15 protein-coding genes are annotated in these 18,380 nt (G+C 69.6%); 9 read left to right on the top strand and 6 right to left on the bottom strand.

Annotated features, from left to right (window positions below):
• Positions 1-117: 117 nt before the first annotated feature.
• Positions 118-1,230 (bottom strand): ribosome small subunit-dependent GTPase A, encoded by a 1,113-nt coding sequence (gene rsgA, locus ACFY1E_RS28520; protein WP_389080535.1) that lies wholly within the window; start codon positions 1,228-1,230, stop codon positions 118-120.
• A gap of 231 nt (positions 1,231-1,461) precedes the next feature.
• Positions 1,462-2,478, bottom strand: a complete 1,017-nt coding sequence (locus ACFY1E_RS28515; protein WP_389080533.1) for a LacI family DNA-binding transcriptional regulator — start codon at positions 2,476-2,478, stop codon at positions 1,462-1,464.
• A gap of 145 nt (positions 2,479-2,623) precedes the next feature.
• On the opposite strand from ACFY1E_RS28515, the gene ACFY1E_RS28510 reads away from it, so the two are divergent.
• Genes ACFY1E_RS28510 through ACFY1E_RS28500 form a run of 3 tightly spaced genes read left to right on the top strand, consistent with a single transcriptional unit; the run spans position 2,624 to position 5,502 of the window.
• A complete protein-coding gene (locus tag ACFY1E_RS28510) occupies positions 2,624-3,430 on the top strand; it encodes an ATP-binding cassette domain-containing protein (RefSeq protein WP_389080532.1) in 807 nt (268 codons plus the stop codon).
• The gene (locus ACFY1E_RS28505) at positions 3,427-4,491 is read left to right on the top strand and encodes an ABC transporter permease (RefSeq protein ID WP_389080530.1); all 1,065 of its coding nucleotides are present in this window, start codon (positions 3,427-3,429) and stop codon (positions 4,489-4,491) included. The genes ACFY1E_RS28510 and ACFY1E_RS28505 overlap by 4 nt, the downstream gene beginning before the upstream one ends.
• Before the next feature lie 12 nt (positions 4,492-4,503).
• Complete coding sequence (locus tag ACFY1E_RS28500) at positions 4,504-5,502, top strand: ABC transporter substrate-binding protein (RefSeq protein WP_389080528.1); 999 nt, start codon at positions 4,504-4,506, stop codon at positions 5,500-5,502.
• Positions 5,503-5,576: 74 nt separating this feature from the next.
• Here ACFY1E_RS28500 and ACFY1E_RS28495 read toward each other — a convergent pair whose 3' ends face one another.
• The 4 genes from ACFY1E_RS28495 to ACFY1E_RS28480 all read right to left on the bottom strand — a co-directional run bounded on the left by ACFY1E_RS28495 (position 5,577) and on the right by ACFY1E_RS28480 (position 10,405).
• Positions 5,577-7,052: a cellulose binding domain-containing protein gene (locus ACFY1E_RS28495; RefSeq protein ID WP_389080527.1), complete on the bottom strand. Its 1,476-nt coding sequence runs from the start codon at positions 7,050-7,052 to the stop codon at positions 5,577-5,579.
• Between the two features lie 216 nt (positions 7,053-7,268).
• On the bottom strand, positions 7,269-8,588 hold the full coding sequence (locus ACFY1E_RS28490) for a radical SAM protein (protein WP_389080525.1): 1,320 nt from the start codon (positions 8,586-8,588) through the stop codon (positions 7,269-7,271).
• Between the two features lie 58 nt (positions 8,589-8,646).
• Entirely contained in the window at positions 8,647-9,309 is a 663-nt protein-coding gene (locus ACFY1E_RS28485) for a pyridoxamine 5'-phosphate oxidase family protein (protein WP_389080524.1), read from the bottom strand.
• 88 nt (positions 9,310-9,397) lie between these two features.
• Entirely contained in the window at positions 9,398-10,405 is a 1,008-nt protein-coding gene (locus tag ACFY1E_RS28480; protein ID WP_389080522.1) for a hydroxyacid dehydrogenase, read from the bottom strand.
• A 108-nt stretch (positions 10,406-10,513) separates the two neighbouring features.
• On the opposite strand from ACFY1E_RS28480, the gene ACFY1E_RS28475 reads away from it, so the two are divergent.
• The 6 genes from ACFY1E_RS28475 (at position 10,514) to ACFY1E_RS28450 (ending at position 18,364) form a co-directional block, all read left to right on the top strand.
• Positions 10,514-11,767, top strand: coding sequence for an FAD-binding protein (locus tag ACFY1E_RS28475; protein ID WP_389080521.1), 1,254 nt, complete (start codon positions 10,514-10,516; stop codon positions 11,765-11,767).
• 129 nt (positions 11,768-11,896) lie between these two features.
• Positions 11,897-13,138 carry an ROK family transcriptional regulator gene (locus tag ACFY1E_RS28470; protein WP_389080519.1) on the top strand — a complete coding sequence of 414 codons (1,242 nt, stop codon included), beginning with the start codon at positions 11,897-11,899 and terminating at the stop codon, positions 13,136-13,138.
• A gap of 11 nt (positions 13,139-13,149) precedes the next feature.
• Positions 13,150-15,000: a glycoside hydrolase gene (locus ACFY1E_RS28465; protein WP_389080518.1), complete on the top strand. Its 1,851-nt coding sequence runs from the start codon at positions 13,150-13,152 to the stop codon at positions 14,998-15,000.
• 237 nt (positions 15,001-15,237) lie between these two features.
• A complete protein-coding gene (locus tag ACFY1E_RS28460) occupies positions 15,238-16,512 on the top strand; it encodes an ABC transporter substrate-binding protein (protein WP_389080517.1) in 1,275 nt (424 codons plus the stop codon).
• Positions 16,513-16,532: 20 nt separating this feature from the next.
• The gene (locus ACFY1E_RS28455; protein WP_389080515.1) at positions 16,533-17,501 is read left to right on the top strand and encodes a carbohydrate ABC transporter permease; all 969 of its coding nucleotides are present in this window, start codon (positions 16,533-16,535) and stop codon (positions 17,499-17,501) included.
• The gene (locus tag ACFY1E_RS28450) at positions 17,498-18,364 is read left to right on the top strand and encodes a carbohydrate ABC transporter permease (RefSeq protein WP_389080513.1); all 867 of its coding nucleotides are present in this window, start codon (positions 17,498-17,500) and stop codon (positions 18,362-18,364) included. The genes ACFY1E_RS28455 and ACFY1E_RS28450 overlap by 4 nt, the downstream gene beginning before the upstream one ends.
• The last annotated feature ends 16 nt before the right edge of the window (positions 18,365-18,380 follow it).

Raw genomic sequence — 18,380 nt, 5'->3', positions numbered from 1 at the left:
CCCCCCCCCCCCCCCCCCCCCCCCCCCCCCCCCCCCCCCCCCCCCCCCCCCCCCCCCCCCCCCCCCCCCCCCCCCCCCCCCCCCCCCCCCCCCCCGGCACCCCCACCCCCGGCACCCTTACCGCCGCCCCCGCTTCAGCTCCATCGCCGCCCGCCCCGCGGCCCCCTTCCGTTTCCAATCCCGCCGAAGCTCCGCACGGACCCGCGCATCGGTCTTCGCCACGATCCACTGGTTCTCCCGCATCAGCTTGCGGTAGCTCTCCAGCCGCCGATGCGGCAACTCCCCGCTCTCGACGGCCTCCCGCACCGCACACCCCGGCTCCGCATCATGCGCGCAGTCGTGGAAGCGGCACCGCTCGGCCAGTTCCTCGATCTCGGAGAAGACCTGTCCGACCCCGCTCTCGGCGTCCCAGAGGCCGACGCCCCTGAGCCCCGGTGTGTCGATGAGGACACCCCCGCCGGGCAGTGCGAGCAGGTTGCGGGTGGTCGTCGTATGACGCCCCTTGCCGTCGACGTCCCGGGCGGCCTGCACCTCCATCACGTCCTCGCCCAGGAGAGCGTTGGCGAGGGTCGACTTGCCCGCACCGGACTGCCCCAGCAGCACGGACGTACCGCCGGAGACGAGGCCGACGAGGACGTCGAGCCCGTCCCCCTCCACGGCGCTGACCGTCAGCACGGTCACGCCCGGCGCCGACAGTTCGACGTCCTGGGCGAGATGCGCACGCGTGACCGCGTCAGGCACCAGGTCGGCCTTGGTGAGCACGACCAGCGGTTGCGCACCCGACTCCCAGGCGAGGGCCAGGAAGCGTTCGATGCGCCCGAGGTCGAGTTCGACGGCCAGGGACACGGCGACGATCGCGTGGTCGACGTTGGCGGCGAGGATCTGCCCCTCGGACCGCTTGGAGGAGGTGGAGCGCACGAAGGCGGTACGGCGCGGCAGATACGTCCGTACGTAGCGCGGGTTGCCGCCGGGTTCGACGGCGACCCAGTCGCCGGTGCACACGACCCGCATCGGGTCGTGCGGGGTGACGAACGCGGTGTCGGTCCGCAGGACGCCATCGGCGGTGACCACGTCGCACTGGCCGCGGTCGACCCGGATCACACGTCCGGGCAGGAGCCCCTCGGGCTCGTGGGGGGCGAACGCGTCCGCCCATGCCTCGTCCCAGCCGTAGGGGGCGAGCGCGGAGAAATCAGCACCGGAAGCGGAACTGGAAGCAGAGCTGGAAGTCAAGGGTGACCCTTCACAAGGGTGGCCTCGGCGAAAGGAGTTGAGGTCAGCCGACAGCCACGGAGGTGGACTTGATGATCTGGATGCGGGCAGCGCTCGTCGCAAAGACAGCCATCGGTCAACACCTCCCGGTTTCGCACTCGTTCGACGGCGGCGGCCACCGGCCACCGCTCCCTGCCCGCTCACCCTAGAGCGGTACGTCCGCCGGGCGCCACGGAATATTCGAAGAGCCGCTCAATGCCCTTGCCCGGCGAAGGGCCCCGGCACCTCCCCCGACCCCCGCCTGATCAGTTCCGTGGGCATGACGAGGGTGCGTGGCGGTGAGGTGTCCCCGTGGATGCGGGCGAACAGGACGTGCGCGGCCGTGGTGGCGAGCGCGACGGGATCCTGGGCGATGACGGTGACGGGCGGTGTCAGCCGCTCGGCCAGCGGGAAGTCGTCGAAGGCGATGAAGGCGATCCGGGGCGGCAGGACCGTCAGCGCGCCGAGGGCGAGGTTCTCGTTGTCGGCGAGAAGGGCGGTGGGCGGCTCGGCGGAGGCGAGCAGGGCCGTGACGGCCTCGGCGGCGGACGGCGCCGAGCGCAGACCGTGGCGGACGAGCCCGGGGTCGGCGGCGATGCCCGCGGCCCGAAGTGCCGCCCGGTAGCCCTGGTGGCGCTCGCCGTTGGTCCAGATGTCCGGCCGGCCACCGAGGTAGCCGATACGGCGGTGGCCGTGCGCGATCAGGTGCCGTACGGCCCCCGCGACCGCGGCGCGGTTGTCCACCACCACGGTGTCCGCCTCCAGCCCGGGTGCGGCCCGGTCCACGCACACGATCTTGGTGCCCTGCTCCTGGGCGGGCCGCAGGAAACGGTGGCTGCCCGCGGCCGGCGTGAGGATGAGACCGTCGACGCGGCGCGCGGTGAAGGCGGCGACGACCTCGCGCTCCCGGCGCGGGTCGGCGCGGCTGGAGCCGATGAGCACCACGCTGCCGCGGCGGCGGGCAACGTCCTCGGCGGCGGAGGCCACGGCGGCCATGAAGGGGTCGGCGACGTTGTCCACCAACAGGCCTATCGTCCGGCTGGGTTGGTCCGCGCGGCGCAGCTGGCGCGCCAACTCGTCGCGCTGGTAGCCCAGTTTGCGGACGGCGGCCTCGACTCTCGCAGCGGTCCGCGGTGCCACGCCCCCCGCGCCGTTGACCACGCGGGACACCGTCATCGCGCTGACGCCCGCCTCGGCGGCGACGTCCTTCATCGTGGGGCGGCCGACCACGCCGCAGTCCTCCTCGGCAGTCGGGCGGGCAGCTCACGGGCCGCTGTGCAACCTCTTGAGAACGGGTCACACACGACCCTTGACGCCCACCCACGGGGCTCCCAGAATCGACGAACTGTTAACGATACCAACGCGAAGGCACAACATGGCCTCTGCAAGGGAACCACTTCTCGCGGCGCACGGTGTGGTCAAGCGTTTCGGTCACGTCCAGGCGCTGCAGGGCGCCGACTTCACGGCGTACGCGGGCGAGGTCGTCGCCCTGATCGGCGACAACGGCGCAGGAAAGTCGACTCTGGTGAACGTCCTGTCGGGGGTGCTCGCACCCGACGAGGGCGAAGTGCGGGTGGAGGGGCGGGCGGTCCGTTTCGGCGGGCCGATGGACGCTCAGCGGCACGGACTTGAGACCGTCTACCAGGATCTGTCGCTCGCTCCGGATCTGGATGCGGCGGCCAATCTGTATCTGGGCAGGGAGGTCGTGCGCGGCGGGCTGCTCGGCCGCCTGGGGGTGCTCGACCGGCCGGCGATGCGAAGGGAGGCGGTCAAGGCGTTCGCGGAGCTGGGCGTCGAACTGAAAGATGTGACGGCTCCTGTGACAACGTTGTCCGGCGGTCAGCGACAGTCGGTGGCCGTGGCGCGCGCGGTCGCGTTCGCGAACAAGGTCATCTTCATGGACGAGCCGACGGCCGCGCTCGGGGTGGTGCAGCGCGCCCGGGTCCTGGACACCGTGCGCAGGGTCGCCGACCGGGGCATCTGTGTCGTGTTGATCAGTCACAACATGCCCGAGGTGCTGTCGGTCTCGGACCGGGTGGAGGTGCTGCGGCTCGGGCGCCGGGTGGCCTCGTTCACCGCGGCGGACACCACGATCGAGGAGCTGGTCGGGGCCATGACCGGGTCGCTGGACGAACCGGCCCGGCAGAACGGGTCCTTGAGGAAAGCGGAGGACGGGCGATGACCGCCGACAGCAAGGAAGTCCGCCCGGCCGCGGCCCAGCAGCAGGCCCCGCCCGCCTCGGACGGTGCCGGCAGGACCGTACCCGACTGGCTGCGGCGGGCGGCCGGCATCAGCGAACTGTGGACCTTCGTGATCCTCGTGGTGCTGGTGGCGTTCTTCACGATCGCCGCGCCGGGCAAGTTCTTCACGCAGTACGACCTCACGCAGATCGCCGTGAACGCGGCCATCTATCTGGTGCTGGGCGTCGGCATGACCTTCGTGATCATCACGGCGGGCATCGATCTGTCCATCGGTTCGGTGCTGGTGCTGTCCGCTGTGGCCGCCGGCGAGTACAACATCCACCACGGCGGGCCGGACGCCGGCTGGGGCACGGTCGCGGTCTGTGTGGTCATCGCCCTTGCGGTGGGCGCAGGTTGGGGTGTGCTGCAGGGTGCGGTGGTGGCGACCGGGAAGGTGCCGCCGCTGATCGTGACGCTCGGCGGTCTGGGGGCGGCGCTGGGGATCGCCGAACTCGCCACCGGGGGCCAGGACCCGGCGGGTGCGGCGGCCACGCATCTGCAGAACAGCCTCGGTTTCGGCAAGGTGCTCGGCATTCCGTGGCTGGTGATCCTGGCCGCGGTGGTGACGGCCGTGTTCGGGCTGGTGCTGGGCGCGACGAAGTTCGGCACGCACACCCTGGCGATCGGCTCCAATCCAACCGCCGTACGGCGTGCGGGAATCGGGGTCGGCCGGCACCTGGTGAAGGTGTACGGGCTGATGGGCCTGCTGGCCGGGCTCGGCGCGGTGATGTGGCTGGCCTCGTACGGCACCACGTCGATCGCCGGGCACTCCACCGACAACCTGAAGGTGATCACCGCCGTGGTGCTCGGCGGCACCAGCCTCTTCGGCGGGCGCGGCTCGGTGCTGGGCACCGTGATCGGTGTGTTCATCCCGGCCGTGCTCACCACCGGACTGATCGTCATCGGCGTTCAGCAGTACTGGCAGGACGTCGCGGTGGGCGTGGTGCTCGTCGCGGCCGTCTACGTCGACCAGATGCGCAGGAAGACCCGAGAGAAAGCTTAAGGAGATGTCTCGATGATGAGCATTCGCAGCAGGCGCAGCGCACTGGTCGCCGCGGGCACCGTACTGGCTCTCACCGGGGCCGCCGCGTGCAGTTCGTCCAGCGGTGGCGGGTCGGGGTCGTCGGGCGGTGCCGCGCACAAGAAGGTGCGGCTGATCACCGGAGTGAAGAGCGACCCCTTCTACATCACCATGACCTGCGCGGCGAAGACGGAGGCGAAGGCCAAGGGCATGGACTTCGGCGCGGACGGTTCCGCGCAGTGGGACGTGTCGGTGCAGCGCCCGCTCCTGGACTCGGTGGCGGCCTCCCGGCCGGACGGGCTGATGATCTCGCCGGTGGACACCAGTGCGCTCACGCCGTCGTTGAAGCAGATCCAGTCGGCGGGCACCAAGGTCGCGCTGGTCGACACCACGGTCACCGACGACTCGATCGGCGTCACCCGTATCTCGTCCGACAACGAGAAGGGCGGCCGGGTCGCCGCCGACGCGCTCGCCAAGCTGATGGGCGAGAAGGGCTCGGCCATCGTCATCAGCGTCAAGCCCGGTGTCTCCACGACCGACGCCCGGATCAAGGGCTTCACGGAGGAGATGAAGAAGTACCCGAAGATCAAGATGCTGCCCACGCTCTACGACAACGACCTGCCGGCCACGGCCGCCTCGCAGATCCAGTCGACGCTCGCGGCCCACCCCGACCTGGGAGGTGTCTTCGCGGGCAACACCAACACCGGCCAGGGCATCGCCACCGGCCTCAAGCAGGCAGGCAAGCAGGGCAAGGTGAAGGTCGCCGCCTTCGACGCCGAACCGGACGAGGTCGCCTCCCTCAAGGCGGGCACGTTGCAGGTCCTCGTCGCCCAGGACCCGGCGGCGATCGGCAGGGAGGCCGTCGACCAGCTGGCGGCCGCCTTCGAGGGCAAGAGCGTCCAGAAGTCGATCGGCACCGACATGGTCGCCATCACGAAGGCCAACATGAACGACCCGTCGGTCAGCAAGTACTTCTACAAGTCGGGCTGCTGACCGAGCGTCGTCGAACGACCGGGTGCCCCTGGCGAGGTCACCCGGTCGCGGCGTCCGTCAAGGACCGTACGAGATCAACTCTTCGCGCAGGAAAGCCCGTTGAGGGTGAAGTCGTACGGCGAGGAGTTCTTGCCCTGCCAGGATCCGAGGAAGCCGAAGGTGATCTTGCCCTTTGCGGGGACGGCCTTGTTGTAGTCGGCGGCGGTCGCGGTGACCCGGGAGCCGTCCTGGGCGACGCTCGCGTCCCACATCTGACCGACCTTCTGGCCGTCCCGGAAGGACCAGGCGACGCGCCAGGTGTCGAGGGCGTCGGCGGTGGTGACGGTGACGGTGGCCTGGAAGCCGTCGGTCCACTGGTTGTCCAGGTGGTAGGCGACCTTGCAGGTGGCGGCCGCACTGGTGCCGGGATCAGGGGCGCTGCTCTGCGTGGTGGCGGAGGTGCCCTGGGGTTCCGGGTCGGAGTGCTTGCCCCCGTCGGGTTTCGTCGGGGTGGCGGAGGGGGTCGGGGAGGCTCTCTTCGGCGTCGGGGTGGCCGACGGCAGGGACGGGCGCGGGGCCGCCACGGGGCTGCTGTCGGCCGGTGCGTCGCTGCTCGCGGCCTCGTTGTCGCTGCTGCCGAACGGCATCATCGACGTGGCCAGCGCCAGCAGCGAGACCATGACGGCGGCCACCAGCAGCCCGCCCCGGACGACGCGTGCACGGTCGAGGACGGTCTTCGGTCCGCCGCTCTGCCCGTCTCCCGCCTCCGGTCGTCCCACCCCGAGGCGCACCTCGGCGGCCCGGCGGCGGCGCTCCAGGTAGGCGAGGCCGCCCCAGCCGATGACACCGCCGGCGAGGGCCGCGGGCAGCCCGCCGCCCTGGGGACGCAGACAGGCGGCGGCCTCCGCGCAGTCCACGCAGGTGGCGAGGTGCCGTGAGAGGTCCGGCGGGATGTCGGCGGCGGGCGACCTGGTGATCGCGTCGAGCAGGCGCGCATAGCTGCGGCACTGCGCGTCCATCGGCGTGTCGAGGTGGTTGCGGTGGCAGCGGTCCCTGAACAGGCCCCGCACCTGGTCGAGTTCCTCGCCGACGAGGGCCGGGTCCAGGCCGAGCCGGCGGGCCACCACGGACCGCGGCAACGACTCCACCTCGCACAGCCACAGCAGCGCCGCATCCGCCTCCTGGAGGTCGCGCAGACCGCGCAGGGCGATCGGGCGGCGCAGCGGGGGGCCGGTGTAGCGGGCGGCCTTCTCCGAGTTGAGCCACAGGCGCAGGTCGGGATCGAGGTCCTGACCCTGTCCGTCGGCCTCCCAGGCCGCCGCCGTGGTGCGTACGGCGGTGAGCAACAGGGGGATCACGGGGAGCCGGGGCGAGCGGCGGCCGTTGCTCCGGGCGCCCCCGGTCTCGGCGGCGCGGACCTCGCGGATACCGAGCGCGAACGCCTCCGTGGCCAGCTGCTTGGCCGCGGTGGCGCCGGCCGTGCACAGATCGGCGTAGGAAAGCACCGCGTCCCAGCACTCGGAGAACAGCGCGGCTTCGGCGGCGTCCTTCGGGGTCGGCAGGTCGGGCATGAGTCTCCTGCATCCACAAGCGAGGTCAACTCACCATTTTCGGCGAAGGAGTTGGGGGGAACCTCGCGGCAGGACAGGAGCCTTTCACGTTTTCAACACAACTGACAAGCGCTGTGTTCAGTTGTCCTGACAGAACCTGTGAACCGGCCGGAGGACACAACTCCGGCCTCATGTACGGACGGGGACCCGTTTTGACTCAAGGTCCCCGTCCGTCACTCACACCTCGGCCGCCTCCTGCGCGGGGAGACTGTCCATGAACGAGCTGACGGAGAACACCGCGCGGCCGGGTCCGGGCGGGCCGTATCCGGGCGGGGAGGAGAGGCCGAAGTCGTCCATCGTCCGGCGATAGGCCTGCAGCAGCCGGATGTGGTACTCCAGCGGGGCACCCTGCGGGTTGGCCTTGCCGAGCGGGGTGGTGGGCTCGGGGCACCAGGTGGTGAAGCGGGGCGTGATGCCGTGCGACATGAAGAAGCGCAGGCCCTCGGTGGTGGACTCGATGGCCTCGTCGACCGTCTTGAACCCGAAGGGCTCGGCCATCTCCACGCCCGCCACGAAGTTGGGGATGACGTTGCGCGCGCCGAAGACCTCCGCCGAGTCGAGGATCCGCTTGTGCCACTCGTCGCGGCCGACGTAGCGCTCCTTGCCCGGGCAGTACATCTTGAACAGATACTCGTCCCACACCTCGTAGTTGGGGTGGTAGATCTGCACGCCGTAGTCCTTGAACCGCTTCACGTCGTCCTTGGGCAGCGCCTGGGCGACGACCTTGCCGATCCAGCGGCCCGGGAAGTGCTCCTCGATGGCCTTGGCGTACATGCCGTAGAAGTCGGCCTCGTCACGGCCCTGGAGCCTGGAGGTGATGGCGCCGCCGGTGAGGGTGTAGGCGGTGGAGGCCTTCGCGGTGTCGTAGCGGTTGATGATCTCCAGTGCTTCCAGGACCTCGTCGACGTCCTTCACACCGGTGTACGGCCGCCCGGCGGCCTTGTGCTGGCGCCAGTTGTGGTTGATGTCGCAGTACTGGCACTCCTCCTTGGCGCCGAAGTACTGGCAGACCCGGAAGACGGTCAGGTAGATCAGGTAGCCCCACTGGATGGTCGGGGCGACCTCCATGACCGACTTCCCGTTGGAGAGGGTGTGCCGGTAGTACTCCGGCATCGGCGGCACACCGACGTCCGCGATGCGCTTGCCGTCGAGGTAGAGCCCGAGCACCCCCTCGTCGTCGGCGGCGACGCGGTAGGGCGAGGCCGGGTTCACGCGTACGGAGACGACGGTGCGGCGCAGGTCGTACGGGCCGCCGGTGAGGATGATCTCCTCCGGGGGACGCCTCAGCGCGGCCTCGCCCAGCTCCGGCAGGGTGCCGTGGTCGAAGGAGAAGATGAAGTACGACTTCGGCTTGACCTCGCCGGACTCGTTGTCGCTGAGCGCGGACGGGTCGAAGGCCACGCCTCCACGCAGCAGGTCCTCCTTGAAGACGGCTTCCCGCGGTACGTGCGGGAAACGCTCCATCAGATCCTCGACCAGTGCGGTACGGCTGCCCATCCCGACTCTCCTTCCGGCTCAGGCGTTCGACTCCTCACGGTATGCCCTGGCGCGCGCGTCAGCCGTGCCGGGTCCCCCCGCGGCGAGCGATGTGTCCTGGTACGGGGATGTCCGGCGGCAGCAGGGGGTCGGGGACGGGGGCGCCCCAGACCGAGGTCAGCGGCAGGGTTCCGGCCCACAGACCCAGTTCCGCGTCCGGTCCGTCGCCGTCGTCGGGGGCGCCCGTGCGGATCTTGACCGAGGCCTCTTCGAGGGACAGGGCGAGGAGGGTGGTGGCCGCGAGTTCCTTGCGGTCGGGCAGCCGGGCGTACGACCACTGGCCCGGCGCCGCGTGCTCGGTGAGCCGGCGCAGGCCCTCCAGCTTCTCCTCGGGGTCGGTGACCTTGCGGGCCTCGCCGTGGATCATCGCGCTGCGGTAGTTGACGCCGTGCTCGAAGACCGAGCGGGCGAGGACCAGACCGTCGACGTGCGTGACGGTGACACAGACCGGGGTGCCGCCGGCGAGGCTGCGGCTGGCCACCGAGCCGTGGAGGTACAGCTGCCGCTCGTCCCGCCCGTAGACCGTGGGCACGACCAGCGGCCGCCCTTCGACCACCACACCCAGATGACAGACGAACCCCGCGTCCAGGATGGCGTCGAGATCGGCGCGGTCGAGGCTGCCCTGCTCGCGCAGACGGCGGTGTCGGGTGAGGTCGGTCTCGGGGAGCGGTTCGAGCGCCATACGGATGGACGCTACTGATATCGCAGCTACTACGCCAGATCTTTACGAATAGCTATGCCATACCGGTAATGATCTACGAAATCCGCGGTCACGCTTCCCGCTCCAGCACCCGGGGATCCACCGGGTGAGCCAGGTCCCCGCCCGACAACAGACGTACGGCCTCCTCCGCGACCGTCATGCCGAGGCGGGCCAGTTCGTTGCCCTGGGAGCCCGCGAGGTGCGGCGTGACGAAGGCGCCCGGGAGGTCGTAGAGGGGGGAGTCCGCAGGGAGGTGCTCGGGGTCGGTGACGTCGAGGACGGCGTTCAGACGGCCGGTGCGGACCTCGTCGACCAGGGCCTCGTGGTCGACCAGGCCGCCGCGCGCGGTGTTGATCAGGGTCGCCCCGTCCGGCATCAGGGCGAGTTCCCGGCGGCCGACGAGGTGGTGGGTCTCCGGGGTCTCGGGCGCGTGGATCGTGACGATGTCCGAGCTGCGCAGAAGGTCGTCCAACGGCAGGAGCGCCACGCCGAGTTCGGCCGCTCGCGGCTCGGTGACATACGGGTCGGTGAGGCTCACCCTCAGGTCGAAGGGGGCCAGCAACTCGATGACGCGGCGGCCGATCCGGGAGGCACCGATCACACCGACACGGCGGCCGTGGTTGCCGATGCCCGGGACGACGCCCCAGCCGGGGTGGGCCCGCGTGGTGCGCAGGCGTTCCCGGGCGCCCAGGATGTCCTTCCCGGCGAGCAGGATCATCGCGAGCGTGTACTCGGCGACCGGCAGCGCATTGGCCGCGGCGGCCGAGGAGACCGCGATGCCGCGCCGCCAGACCTCTGGCGTGGTGAAACCCTTGACCGAGCCCGCCGAGTGCAGGACCGCGCGCAGTTTCGGCGCCGCGTCGAGGACGGCCGCGTCCAGGCGGGGGCAGCCCCAGCCGGTGACCAGGATCTCGGTGCGCGCGAGCGCCTCCCGGACGGCGGGCTGGGCGAAGTCCTCCGCGATCAGACCCGGATCGATGTCCACCGCCTCGCGCAGTCGCCCGAGCACCTCTGCGGGGAAGACGAGCGGCAGGTTGCCGGCGGTCATGGCGAACAGAGCCTGGGGACGCTCGGGCAAGGGGGTGGCCCTCCGACTTCGGCGACGAAGTTGTAGAAAACGCTCTCACGGTAGGTCGCGGCAGATGAGAGGGTCAATGCACACGCACCCGCCGGAGGGACGACAGGAATGACGGAGACGGTCACCAACTGGGCAGGCAACATCACCTATACGGCCAAGGAGTTGCACCGCCCCCACTCGCTCGACGCGCTCAGGACCCTCGTGGCCGACAGTGCCAAGGTCCGCGTCCTGGGCAGCGGCCACTCCTTCAACGAGATCGCCGAACCGGGCCCCGAGGGCACCCTGCTCTCGATCGCCGGACTGCCGCCGGTGATCGACGTGGACACCACGGCCCGCACGGTACGGGTCTCCGGCGGCGTCCGGTACGCGGAACTGGCCCGCGTGGTGCACACGCATGGGCTCGCGCTGCCCAACATGGCGTCCCTGCCGCACATCTCCGTCGCCGGTTCGGTGGCGACCGGCACCCACGGCTCGGGGGTGACCAACGGTTCGCTGGCGGCACCGGTGCGCGAGGTGGAGCTGGTCACGGCCGACGGCGACACACTGCGGATCGGGCGGGGCGACGCGCGGTTCGACGGCGCGGTCACCTCGCTGGGCGCGCTCGGCGTCGTGGTCGCCCTCACCCTCGACCTGGAGCCGGCCTTCGAGGTCGAGCAGCACGTGTTCACCGAACTCCCCCTCGCCGGGCTCGACCCGCAGACGTTCGAGACGATCGCTTCGGCGGCGTACAGCGTGAGCCTGTTCACCGACTGGCGGGAGCCCGGCTTCCGGCAGGTGTGGCTCAAGCGGCGCACCGACCAGCCGCTGCCGGAATTCCCGTGGGCCGCGCCCGCCGCTGAGAAGCTGCACCCCGTGCCGGGGATGCCGGCCGTGAACTGCACGGAGCAGTTCGGGGTGCCGGGGCCGTGGCACGAGCGGCTGCCGCACTTCCGGGCGGAGTTCACCCCGAGCAGCGGGGCCGAGCTGCAGTCGGAGTACCTGCTGCCGCGGGAGCACGCCGTCGACGTGCTGAACGCCCTCGACGGGATCCGGGCGACGGTGGCGCCCGTGCTGCAGACCTGCGAGATACGGACGGTCGCCGCCGACCGGCAGTGGCTGAGCCCGGCGTACGGGCGGGACTCCGTGGCGGCGCACTTCACCTGGGTGGAGGACACGGAGGCGGTGCTGCCGGTGGTGCGGCGGCTGGAGGAGGCGCTGGACCCGTTCGAGGCCCGTCCGCACTGGGGCAAGGTCTTCACCACGCCCCCGGCGGTCCTGCACGGCCGGTACCCCCGGCTGGCCGACTTCCGGTCGCTTGCGCGGACACTGGACCCGGACGGAAAATTCGCCAACCCCTTCGTGCGGACGGTGCTGGGCGACTGACCTGTGAAGGGCTTTATAAACCCCCTTTCCTAACCCCTTGTCGAAAGTCCCCCGCAGGCCATAGCCTTGCGCCGCGCCGGTGCCGAGGTGTCCGGTGCGCCTGAGCGAAGGGACGGGGGTACCCCACCGGTGAAGCGCACATCACGCGACATCCGCACCGCGAACCGCTACGAGGTGCTGCGCCAGATCATCGCCGCGTCCCCCACCTCCCGGCAGGAGCTGGCGGCCGCCACCGGTCTGAGTCTCGCCACGGTCGCCACGCTCGTCGGCGAGCTGCTCGATCTGCGGATGATCACCGAGGTCGGGTTCGAGGACTCGGCGGGCGGCCGCCCCCGGGGCCTCGTGGCCGTCAACGCGTCGGGGGGCGCGTTGATCGGCGTCGACATCGCGGAGACGTACGTCCATGTCGAGCTGTTCGATCTGGCGCTGAACGTGCTCGCCCGCGCCGACGAGGACGTCCGCCCCGGTGAGAGCCTCCCCGAGGAGATGGTCGGCCATGTCGCCGCCGCCGTCGGCTCGGTGGTCGCACAGGCCGGCATCGAGGGCGCGCGGGTGCTGGGCGTGGGCGTCAGCGTGCCGGGACAGGTGGACCGCGACACCGGCGTCGCCGAGTACGCGCCCAACTGGGACTGGCACGACGTGCCGCTGCTCGACCTGCTCACCGAGCACATCGCCTACCCCCTGTACCTGGACAACCCGCTCCGCGCCGTCGCGGTCGCCGAGCTGTGGTTCGGGGCCGCCCGCGGGCGCGGGGACGCCGTGGTGGTCACCCTCGGCACCGGTGTGGGCGCCGGGCTCGTCCTGGGCGGTGGGCTGCACCGCGGGATCAGCAACAGCGCCGGCGAGTGGGGGCACAACACGATCGTCCTGGACGGCCGGCTGTGCCACTGCGGCAACCACGGTTGCGTCGAGACGTATGTCGGGGCGCCCGGAATCATGCTGAACCTGCGGGAGTTGAGCCCCGGCAGCCCGCTGCTGCACCCGGAGGACCAGACGGCCACCGTCTCCGCGCTGGCCCAGGGGATGCGCGAGCACGACCCGGTGGCGGTCAAGGTGGTCCGGGACACCGCCCGTTACCTCGGCGCCGGTATCGCCGACCTGGTCAATCTCTTCAACCCCGAAGTGGTCGTGCTCAGCAGCTGGGTCGCGGCCGCCCTGGGCGAGCCCCTGGTCGCGGAGGTGCGCGAGGCCGTCGCCCGGCACGCGCTGCCGCGACCGATGGCCGCCACCGAGATCGTCCTCTCCCCGATCCCCACCGACCCGGCATGTCTGGGTGCGGCGACGTTCGCGCTGGAAGGCGCGCTGCAGTCCGTCGGGCAGAGGAATGCCAAACGCACCCCCACAAGGAGCCGTACCGCACCACCTTCATGACGACGGAAGGGATGCACGTGTCTCACCCCCACCCCCACCCCCGCAGATCCGCCCTGTGGACGGCCGCAGCCGCTCTCGCCGTCGCGGGTCCCCTGATATCCGCCCCGTCCTCCTCGGCCGCCACCCCCACGGCGGCCGAGGTCTCCCCGCACGCCGCCCAGACCATCGACGACATCGGCGCCTCGGGCGCCTGGTGGGTCAACGACCTGCAGCACTTCAAGCCCGAGGTGCAGGCCCGGGTCGCGGGCCTGCTCTTCTCCCGGCAGGGCCTGGCCCTCTCCTCGTACCGCTACAACCTCGGCGGTGGCGGCGTCGCGGTCACCACCCCGGCCCGCGCCGCCCAGGACTTCCTGGGCCCCGACGGCTCGTACGACTGGAGCAATGACAAGGGGGGCCGTACCTTCCTCAAGTACGCCGCGAAGTACGGCGTCAAGGACCTGATCGGCTTCGTCAACAGCGCGCCCGCGCAGTGGACGACCAACGGCCAGAGCTGCGGCGGCCAGTTGAAGGCGGGCAGCGAGCCGGACTTCGCCAAGTACGTGGCGGACGTGACCGACCACTTCGCCGAGCAGGGCGTGAAGCTGGACCACATCAGCCCGTTCAACGAGCCGGACAACGACTTCGGGGACTGCGGCCAGGAGGGCATGCAGGTCACCGTCGACCAGCGCGACGACATCGTGCGGGCGCTCGGCGCCGAGCAGCGGGCCCGCAAGCAGCGGACGTCGATCATCGCGGACGAGTCCAGCAAGACCACCCAGTTCACCGACGAGCTGCCGCAGTGGATCTCGCAGCCGGGCACCGCGCAGTATGTGTCCGCGCTCGCCCACCACACGTACAACAACCCCAACGACGGCCAGCTGGGCAACGTCTACGAGACGTCGAGGGCGGTCGGCAAGAAGTCCTGGGCCACCGAGATCTGCTGCTTCGGCAAGGGCACCACGGGCTGGAACCAGGAGTACGACCCCACCATCGACAACGCCCTGCTGATGTCGCGGATCATCTACAAGGACTTCGCGAGCTCGCACGACTCGGCGTTCCAGTGGTGGGTGGCCCTGGCCAGCGGCTACGGCACCTCACCCACCGAACGCAACGACACGGGCTGGAACGACGGCCTGATCTACTACGACCCCGACTACGCGACGAACGGCAACCAGAAGCTTTACTTCACCAAGCGGTACTACGCGCTCGGCCAGTACAGCAGGTTCGTGAGGCCGGGCTCGGTCGCGCACAACGTGACCGGGGCGCCGGACGGCGTCGAGGTGTCGTCGTACGACCGGAACGGCAAGTGGGTCGTCGTGGTCAACAACCACAACTCCACCGACACACCGCTGAGTTTGCACTTCAACAACAAGACGCCGGTGCGGGCCGTGCAGGCCGTGCGGACCTCGGCCACCGAGGACTGGGCGGACGTCGCCAGGCCGACGGTGAGCGGCGGCACGGCGTCCACGACCCTCGCGGCCCGCTCCATCACGACGTACGTCTTCGACCAGAAGGGCAAGGGCAGCTCGGCGATCACGGGTGCGCTGCAGGGCAAGCAGTCCGGCAAGTGCCTGACCGCGGGCGCCACCGGGGCCGCCATCAGCACCTGCACGGGCGGGACCGAGCAGTCGTGGTCGTACGACGGCAAGGGCGCCCTCAAGGGCCCGAACGGCTATCTCACGGCCGGGGGTTCGGGCCTGACGACGACCGCCGACTTCACAGGTGACGCAAGCCAGCGCTGGCTCCTCAACGCCAACGGCCAGATCCTCAGCGAGGCGTCCGGCAAGTGCCTGGACGTCAGCGGGCAGGCGACCGCCGACGGCGGCAAAGTGATCCTGTACAGCTGCAACGGCGGCACCAACGAGGTCTGGAACAAGGCCTAGCCACCGGTATCGAGGGCCGCCGGCCACACGCTGACCCGGCGGCCCTCACCCCCCGCACCACCCCCATGTTCGGGATTCCGAACCGGATTTAACGCTTCGAACAGACTTCGTCCAACCCCTTGCCGAAGCCTTAGCCGAAGGTTAACGTCCCCGCACCACAACGCAATTCGAGCCACGCAGCAGCCAGGTGCGCTGGAGCCGTGGAGCCGCAGCCGCAATCGAGACAAGGACGTCAGCATGTCGGCAATGAGCAACAGCAACTTCTCCCGTCGGTCCATATTCCGGGCCGCCGCGGGCATGGCCGCGGCCGGCACGCTGGCTGCGTGCGGCAGCAACAACGGGCGTGGGGGCGGGTCCGGCGGGTCCGGTTCGGGCACGCCGCTCACCCAGTACTTCCACGCCTACGGCGAGGCGGGCACGGAGCAGGCCCTCAAGCGGTACGCGGCGGCCTACAAGAAGGCCGACGTCAACACCAACTGGATCACGGGCAACAACTTCGAGTCCGCGCTCTTCGCGGCGCTGCTCACCTCGAAAGCACCCGACGTCTTCGAGTTCCACCCGCAGCTTCAGCTCGTCAAGAGCGGCCAGGTGGCGGACCTGACCGACCTCATCGACCCGGTCAAGAGCGACTTCAACCCGAACGACATCAAGTCCCACACGGTCGACGGGAAGATCTACGGGATCCGGATGATCGACGACCCGCAGTTCTTCTACTACCGCAAGTCGATGCTGGAGAAGGCGAAGGTCGACGTCCCGACCACGCTCGACGAGCTGGTCGAGGCCGCCGCCAAGCTCACCACCGGCAAGGTCAAGGGCGTCTTCCTCGGCAACGACTTCAGCGCGATCCAGAACCCCATCATCTGGTCCGCCGGTGCCGACACCATCAACGAGAAGAACGAGATCGCCTACCACACGGACGGCGTCATCGAGGGCCTCAAGAAGCTCCGCACGCTGTTCACCAGCGGCAACGTGCTCCTCGACGCCCCGACCGACTTCTGGGACCCGTCCGCGCTCAACCAGGGCCTGTGCGCCATCCAGTGGGGCGGCATGTGGTCCATGCCGGCCATGCAGCAGGCGCTCGGCGACGACCTCGGCATCTTCCCGTTCCCGAAGATCGGCAGCGCGGGCAAGCCGTCCGTCTACAACGGCGGCTGGTCGATCTTCGTCAACGCCAAGGGCAAGCACGTCGAGGAGGCCAAGGAATACGTGAAGTGGCTGTGGATCGACCAGACGCAGTACCAGGAGGACTGGGCCACCTCGTACGGCTTCCACATCCCGCCGCGCACCTCGATCGCCAACAAGGCCACCAAGCTCAAGTCGGGTCTGCCGGCCGAGGGCGTGAAGCTCTTCACCGACTACGGCCACTTCGACAACATCGCCTACGACCAGACCATGCAGAACGCGTTCGCCGAGGTGATCGCGTCCTCCGTCCGTAAGAACGGCGACCCGGAGAAGGCTCTCGACACCTGCGACAAGAAGGTCAACGTCGAGCTCAAGAAGCTGTTCGGATAGGCCGCCGGGAAGACCACGACATGTCGACCACCACCACACGCGGGGTCGCCCAGCCCGCCCCGGCCAAGGCCTCCCAGGCCCGGCCGCGGCGGGGCCTGCGGGGCAACGCCACCGTCAACTTCTGGCTCTTCACCGGGCCCTTCCTGATCGGCCTGGCGATCTTCGTCTTCGTGCCGATCGTCTGGAGCATCTGGCTCAGCTTCTTCGACGCCCGCTACACCGTCACGCCGAGCCATTTCATCGGTTTCGACAACTACAAGCAGATCCTGACCAACAGCGAGTTCCCCGACTCGCTGGTGACGTTCACCGTGTTCGCCGCGTTCATCGTGCCGACCACCTGGGCGCTGTCGCTGGGCCTCGCGCTGCTGGTCAACCGGCTGCGCTTCATGCGGGCGTTCTTCCGCTCGGTGTTCTTCCTGCCGACCGCCGTCTCCTACGTGGCCGCGGCCCTGATCTGGAAGATGTCCATCTTCAGCGGCGTCCGCTTCGGACTCGCGAACACGGTCATCGGCTGGTTCGGCGCCGACACCATCGCATGGATGTCCAACCCCACCCCGCCCTGGTACTGGCTGGTCATCGTGACCCTGCGCCTGTGGATCCAGTCCGGCTTCTACATGATCCTCTTCCTGGCGGCGCTGCAGAACATCCCGGCCGAGCTGTACGAGGCCGCCGCCATCGACGGTGCGAAGAAGGGCTGGCAGACCTTCCGGTACATCACGCTGCCCCAGCTGCGCGCCACCTCGACCGCGGTGATCCTGCTGCTGCTCATCGCCGCCTACCAGGCGTTCGACGAGTTCTTCAACATCATCGGGCAGAAGGCGACATGGGCCCAGACACCGCTCATGATCCTCTACAAATCGGCCCTCGGCACCAGCCAGGATTACGGCGCCGGCAGCGCGGGCGCGGTCATCCTGTCACTGCTCATCTGCGTCGTCACCCTGATCCAGGGGAAGTTCATGGGCTTCGGAAGGGGGGACGAGTCCAAGTGACCACCACCGCACCCCAGGTCGGCAAGCAGCCCAAGAAGGGCCGGGGCGTCTTCGGCAACACGGGGCTGTACATCGCCGTCGGCGTCGCCGCGCTGCTCTTCCTGATCCCGTTCTACCTGATCGTCCGCAACTCCCTGTCCACGGACCTGGAGATCACGGGCGAGAACTGGAAGGTGCTGCCTTCCTTCCAGTGGGGCAACATCTCCGAGCTGTTCGACGACCCCACGGTCGACTTCGGCCGCTCCATGATCAACTCGCTGGTGGTCGCCGTCCTGACCACCTTCGGCACCCTCCTGGTCTGTTCACTGGCTGGCTACGGCCTGGCCCGCATCCCGTACAAGCACGCCAACAAGGTCTTCTACGCGGTCCTGGCGACCCTGATGGTCCCGACGGCCGTCACCTTCGTGCCCAGCTTCGTGCTGGTCTCGTCACTCGGCTGGGTGGACACCTACCGCGGACTGATCATCCCGGGCCTGTTCAGCGGTTTCACGTGTTTTCTCTTCAGGCAGTACTTCCTGGGATTCCCCAAGGAACTGGAGGAGGCGGCACGTGTGGACGGGCTCGGCTACTGGGGCGCGTACTGGCGGATCGTCGTGCCCAACTCGCTGAACTTCTTCGCGGCGATCGCCACGATCACCTTCATCAGCGCCTGGAACTCCTTCCTGTGGCCGCTGGTCATCGGCCAGGACCCGAGCTCCTGGACCGTCCAGATCGCGCTGTCCTCCTTCATGACCAACCAGACCGTGAACTTCCATCTGATCTTCATGGCCACCGCCATCTCCATCCTGCCCCTGATCTTCGTGTTCCTCTTCCTCCAGCGCTGGCTGGTGCAGGGGATCGCGCAGACCGGCATCAAGGGCTGACACCCGCAATCCCGAG

This window comes from Streptomyces sp. NPDC001604, from assembly GCF_042893475.1.
Taxonomy (GTDB): Bacteria; Actinomycetota; Actinomycetes; order Streptomycetales; family Streptomycetaceae; genus Streptomyces.
Note: the sequence above shows the minus strand (reverse complement) of the source record. Positions and strands in the feature narration are given on the sequence as shown.

What these genes read in the sequence shown, in the direction of transcription:
- ACFY1E_RS28510 (WP_389080532.1), top strand. Translation starts at nt 2,624, where the DNA reads ATGGCCTCTGCAAGGGAACCACTTCTCGCGGCGCACGGTGTGGTCAAG.
- ACFY1E_RS28505 (WP_389080530.1), top strand. Translation starts at nt 3,427, where the DNA reads ATGACCGCCGACAGCAAGGAAGTCCGCCCGGCCGCGGCCCAGCAGCAG.
- ACFY1E_RS28500 (WP_389080528.1), top strand. Translation starts at nt 4,504, where the DNA reads ATGATGAGCATTCGCAGCAGGCGCAGCGCACTGGTCGCCGCGGGCACC.
- ACFY1E_RS28495 (WP_389080527.1), bottom strand. Translation starts at nt 7,052, where the DNA reads ATGCCCGACCTGCCGACCCCGAAGGACGCCGCCGAAGCCGCGCTGTTC.
- ACFY1E_RS28490 (WP_389080525.1), bottom strand. Translation starts at nt 8,588, where the DNA reads ATGGGCAGCCGTACCGCACTGGTCGAGGATCTGATGGAGCGTTTCCCG.
- ACFY1E_RS28485 (WP_389080524.1), bottom strand. Translation starts at nt 9,309, where the DNA reads ATGGCGCTCGAACCGCTCCCCGAGACCGACCTCACCCGACACCGCCGT.
- ACFY1E_RS28475 (WP_389080521.1), top strand. Translation starts at nt 10,514, where the DNA reads ATGACGGAGACGGTCACCAACTGGGCAGGCAACATCACCTATACGGCC.
- ACFY1E_RS28465 (WP_389080518.1), top strand. Translation starts at nt 13,150, where the DNA reads ATGCACGTGTCTCACCCCCACCCCCACCCCCGCAGATCCGCCCTGTGG.
- ACFY1E_RS28460 (WP_389080517.1), top strand. Translation starts at nt 15,238, where the DNA reads ATGTCGGCAATGAGCAACAGCAACTTCTCCCGTCGGTCCATATTCCGG.
- ACFY1E_RS28455 (WP_389080515.1), top strand. Translation starts at nt 16,533, where the DNA reads ATGTCGACCACCACCACACGCGGGGTCGCCCAGCCCGCCCCGGCCAAG.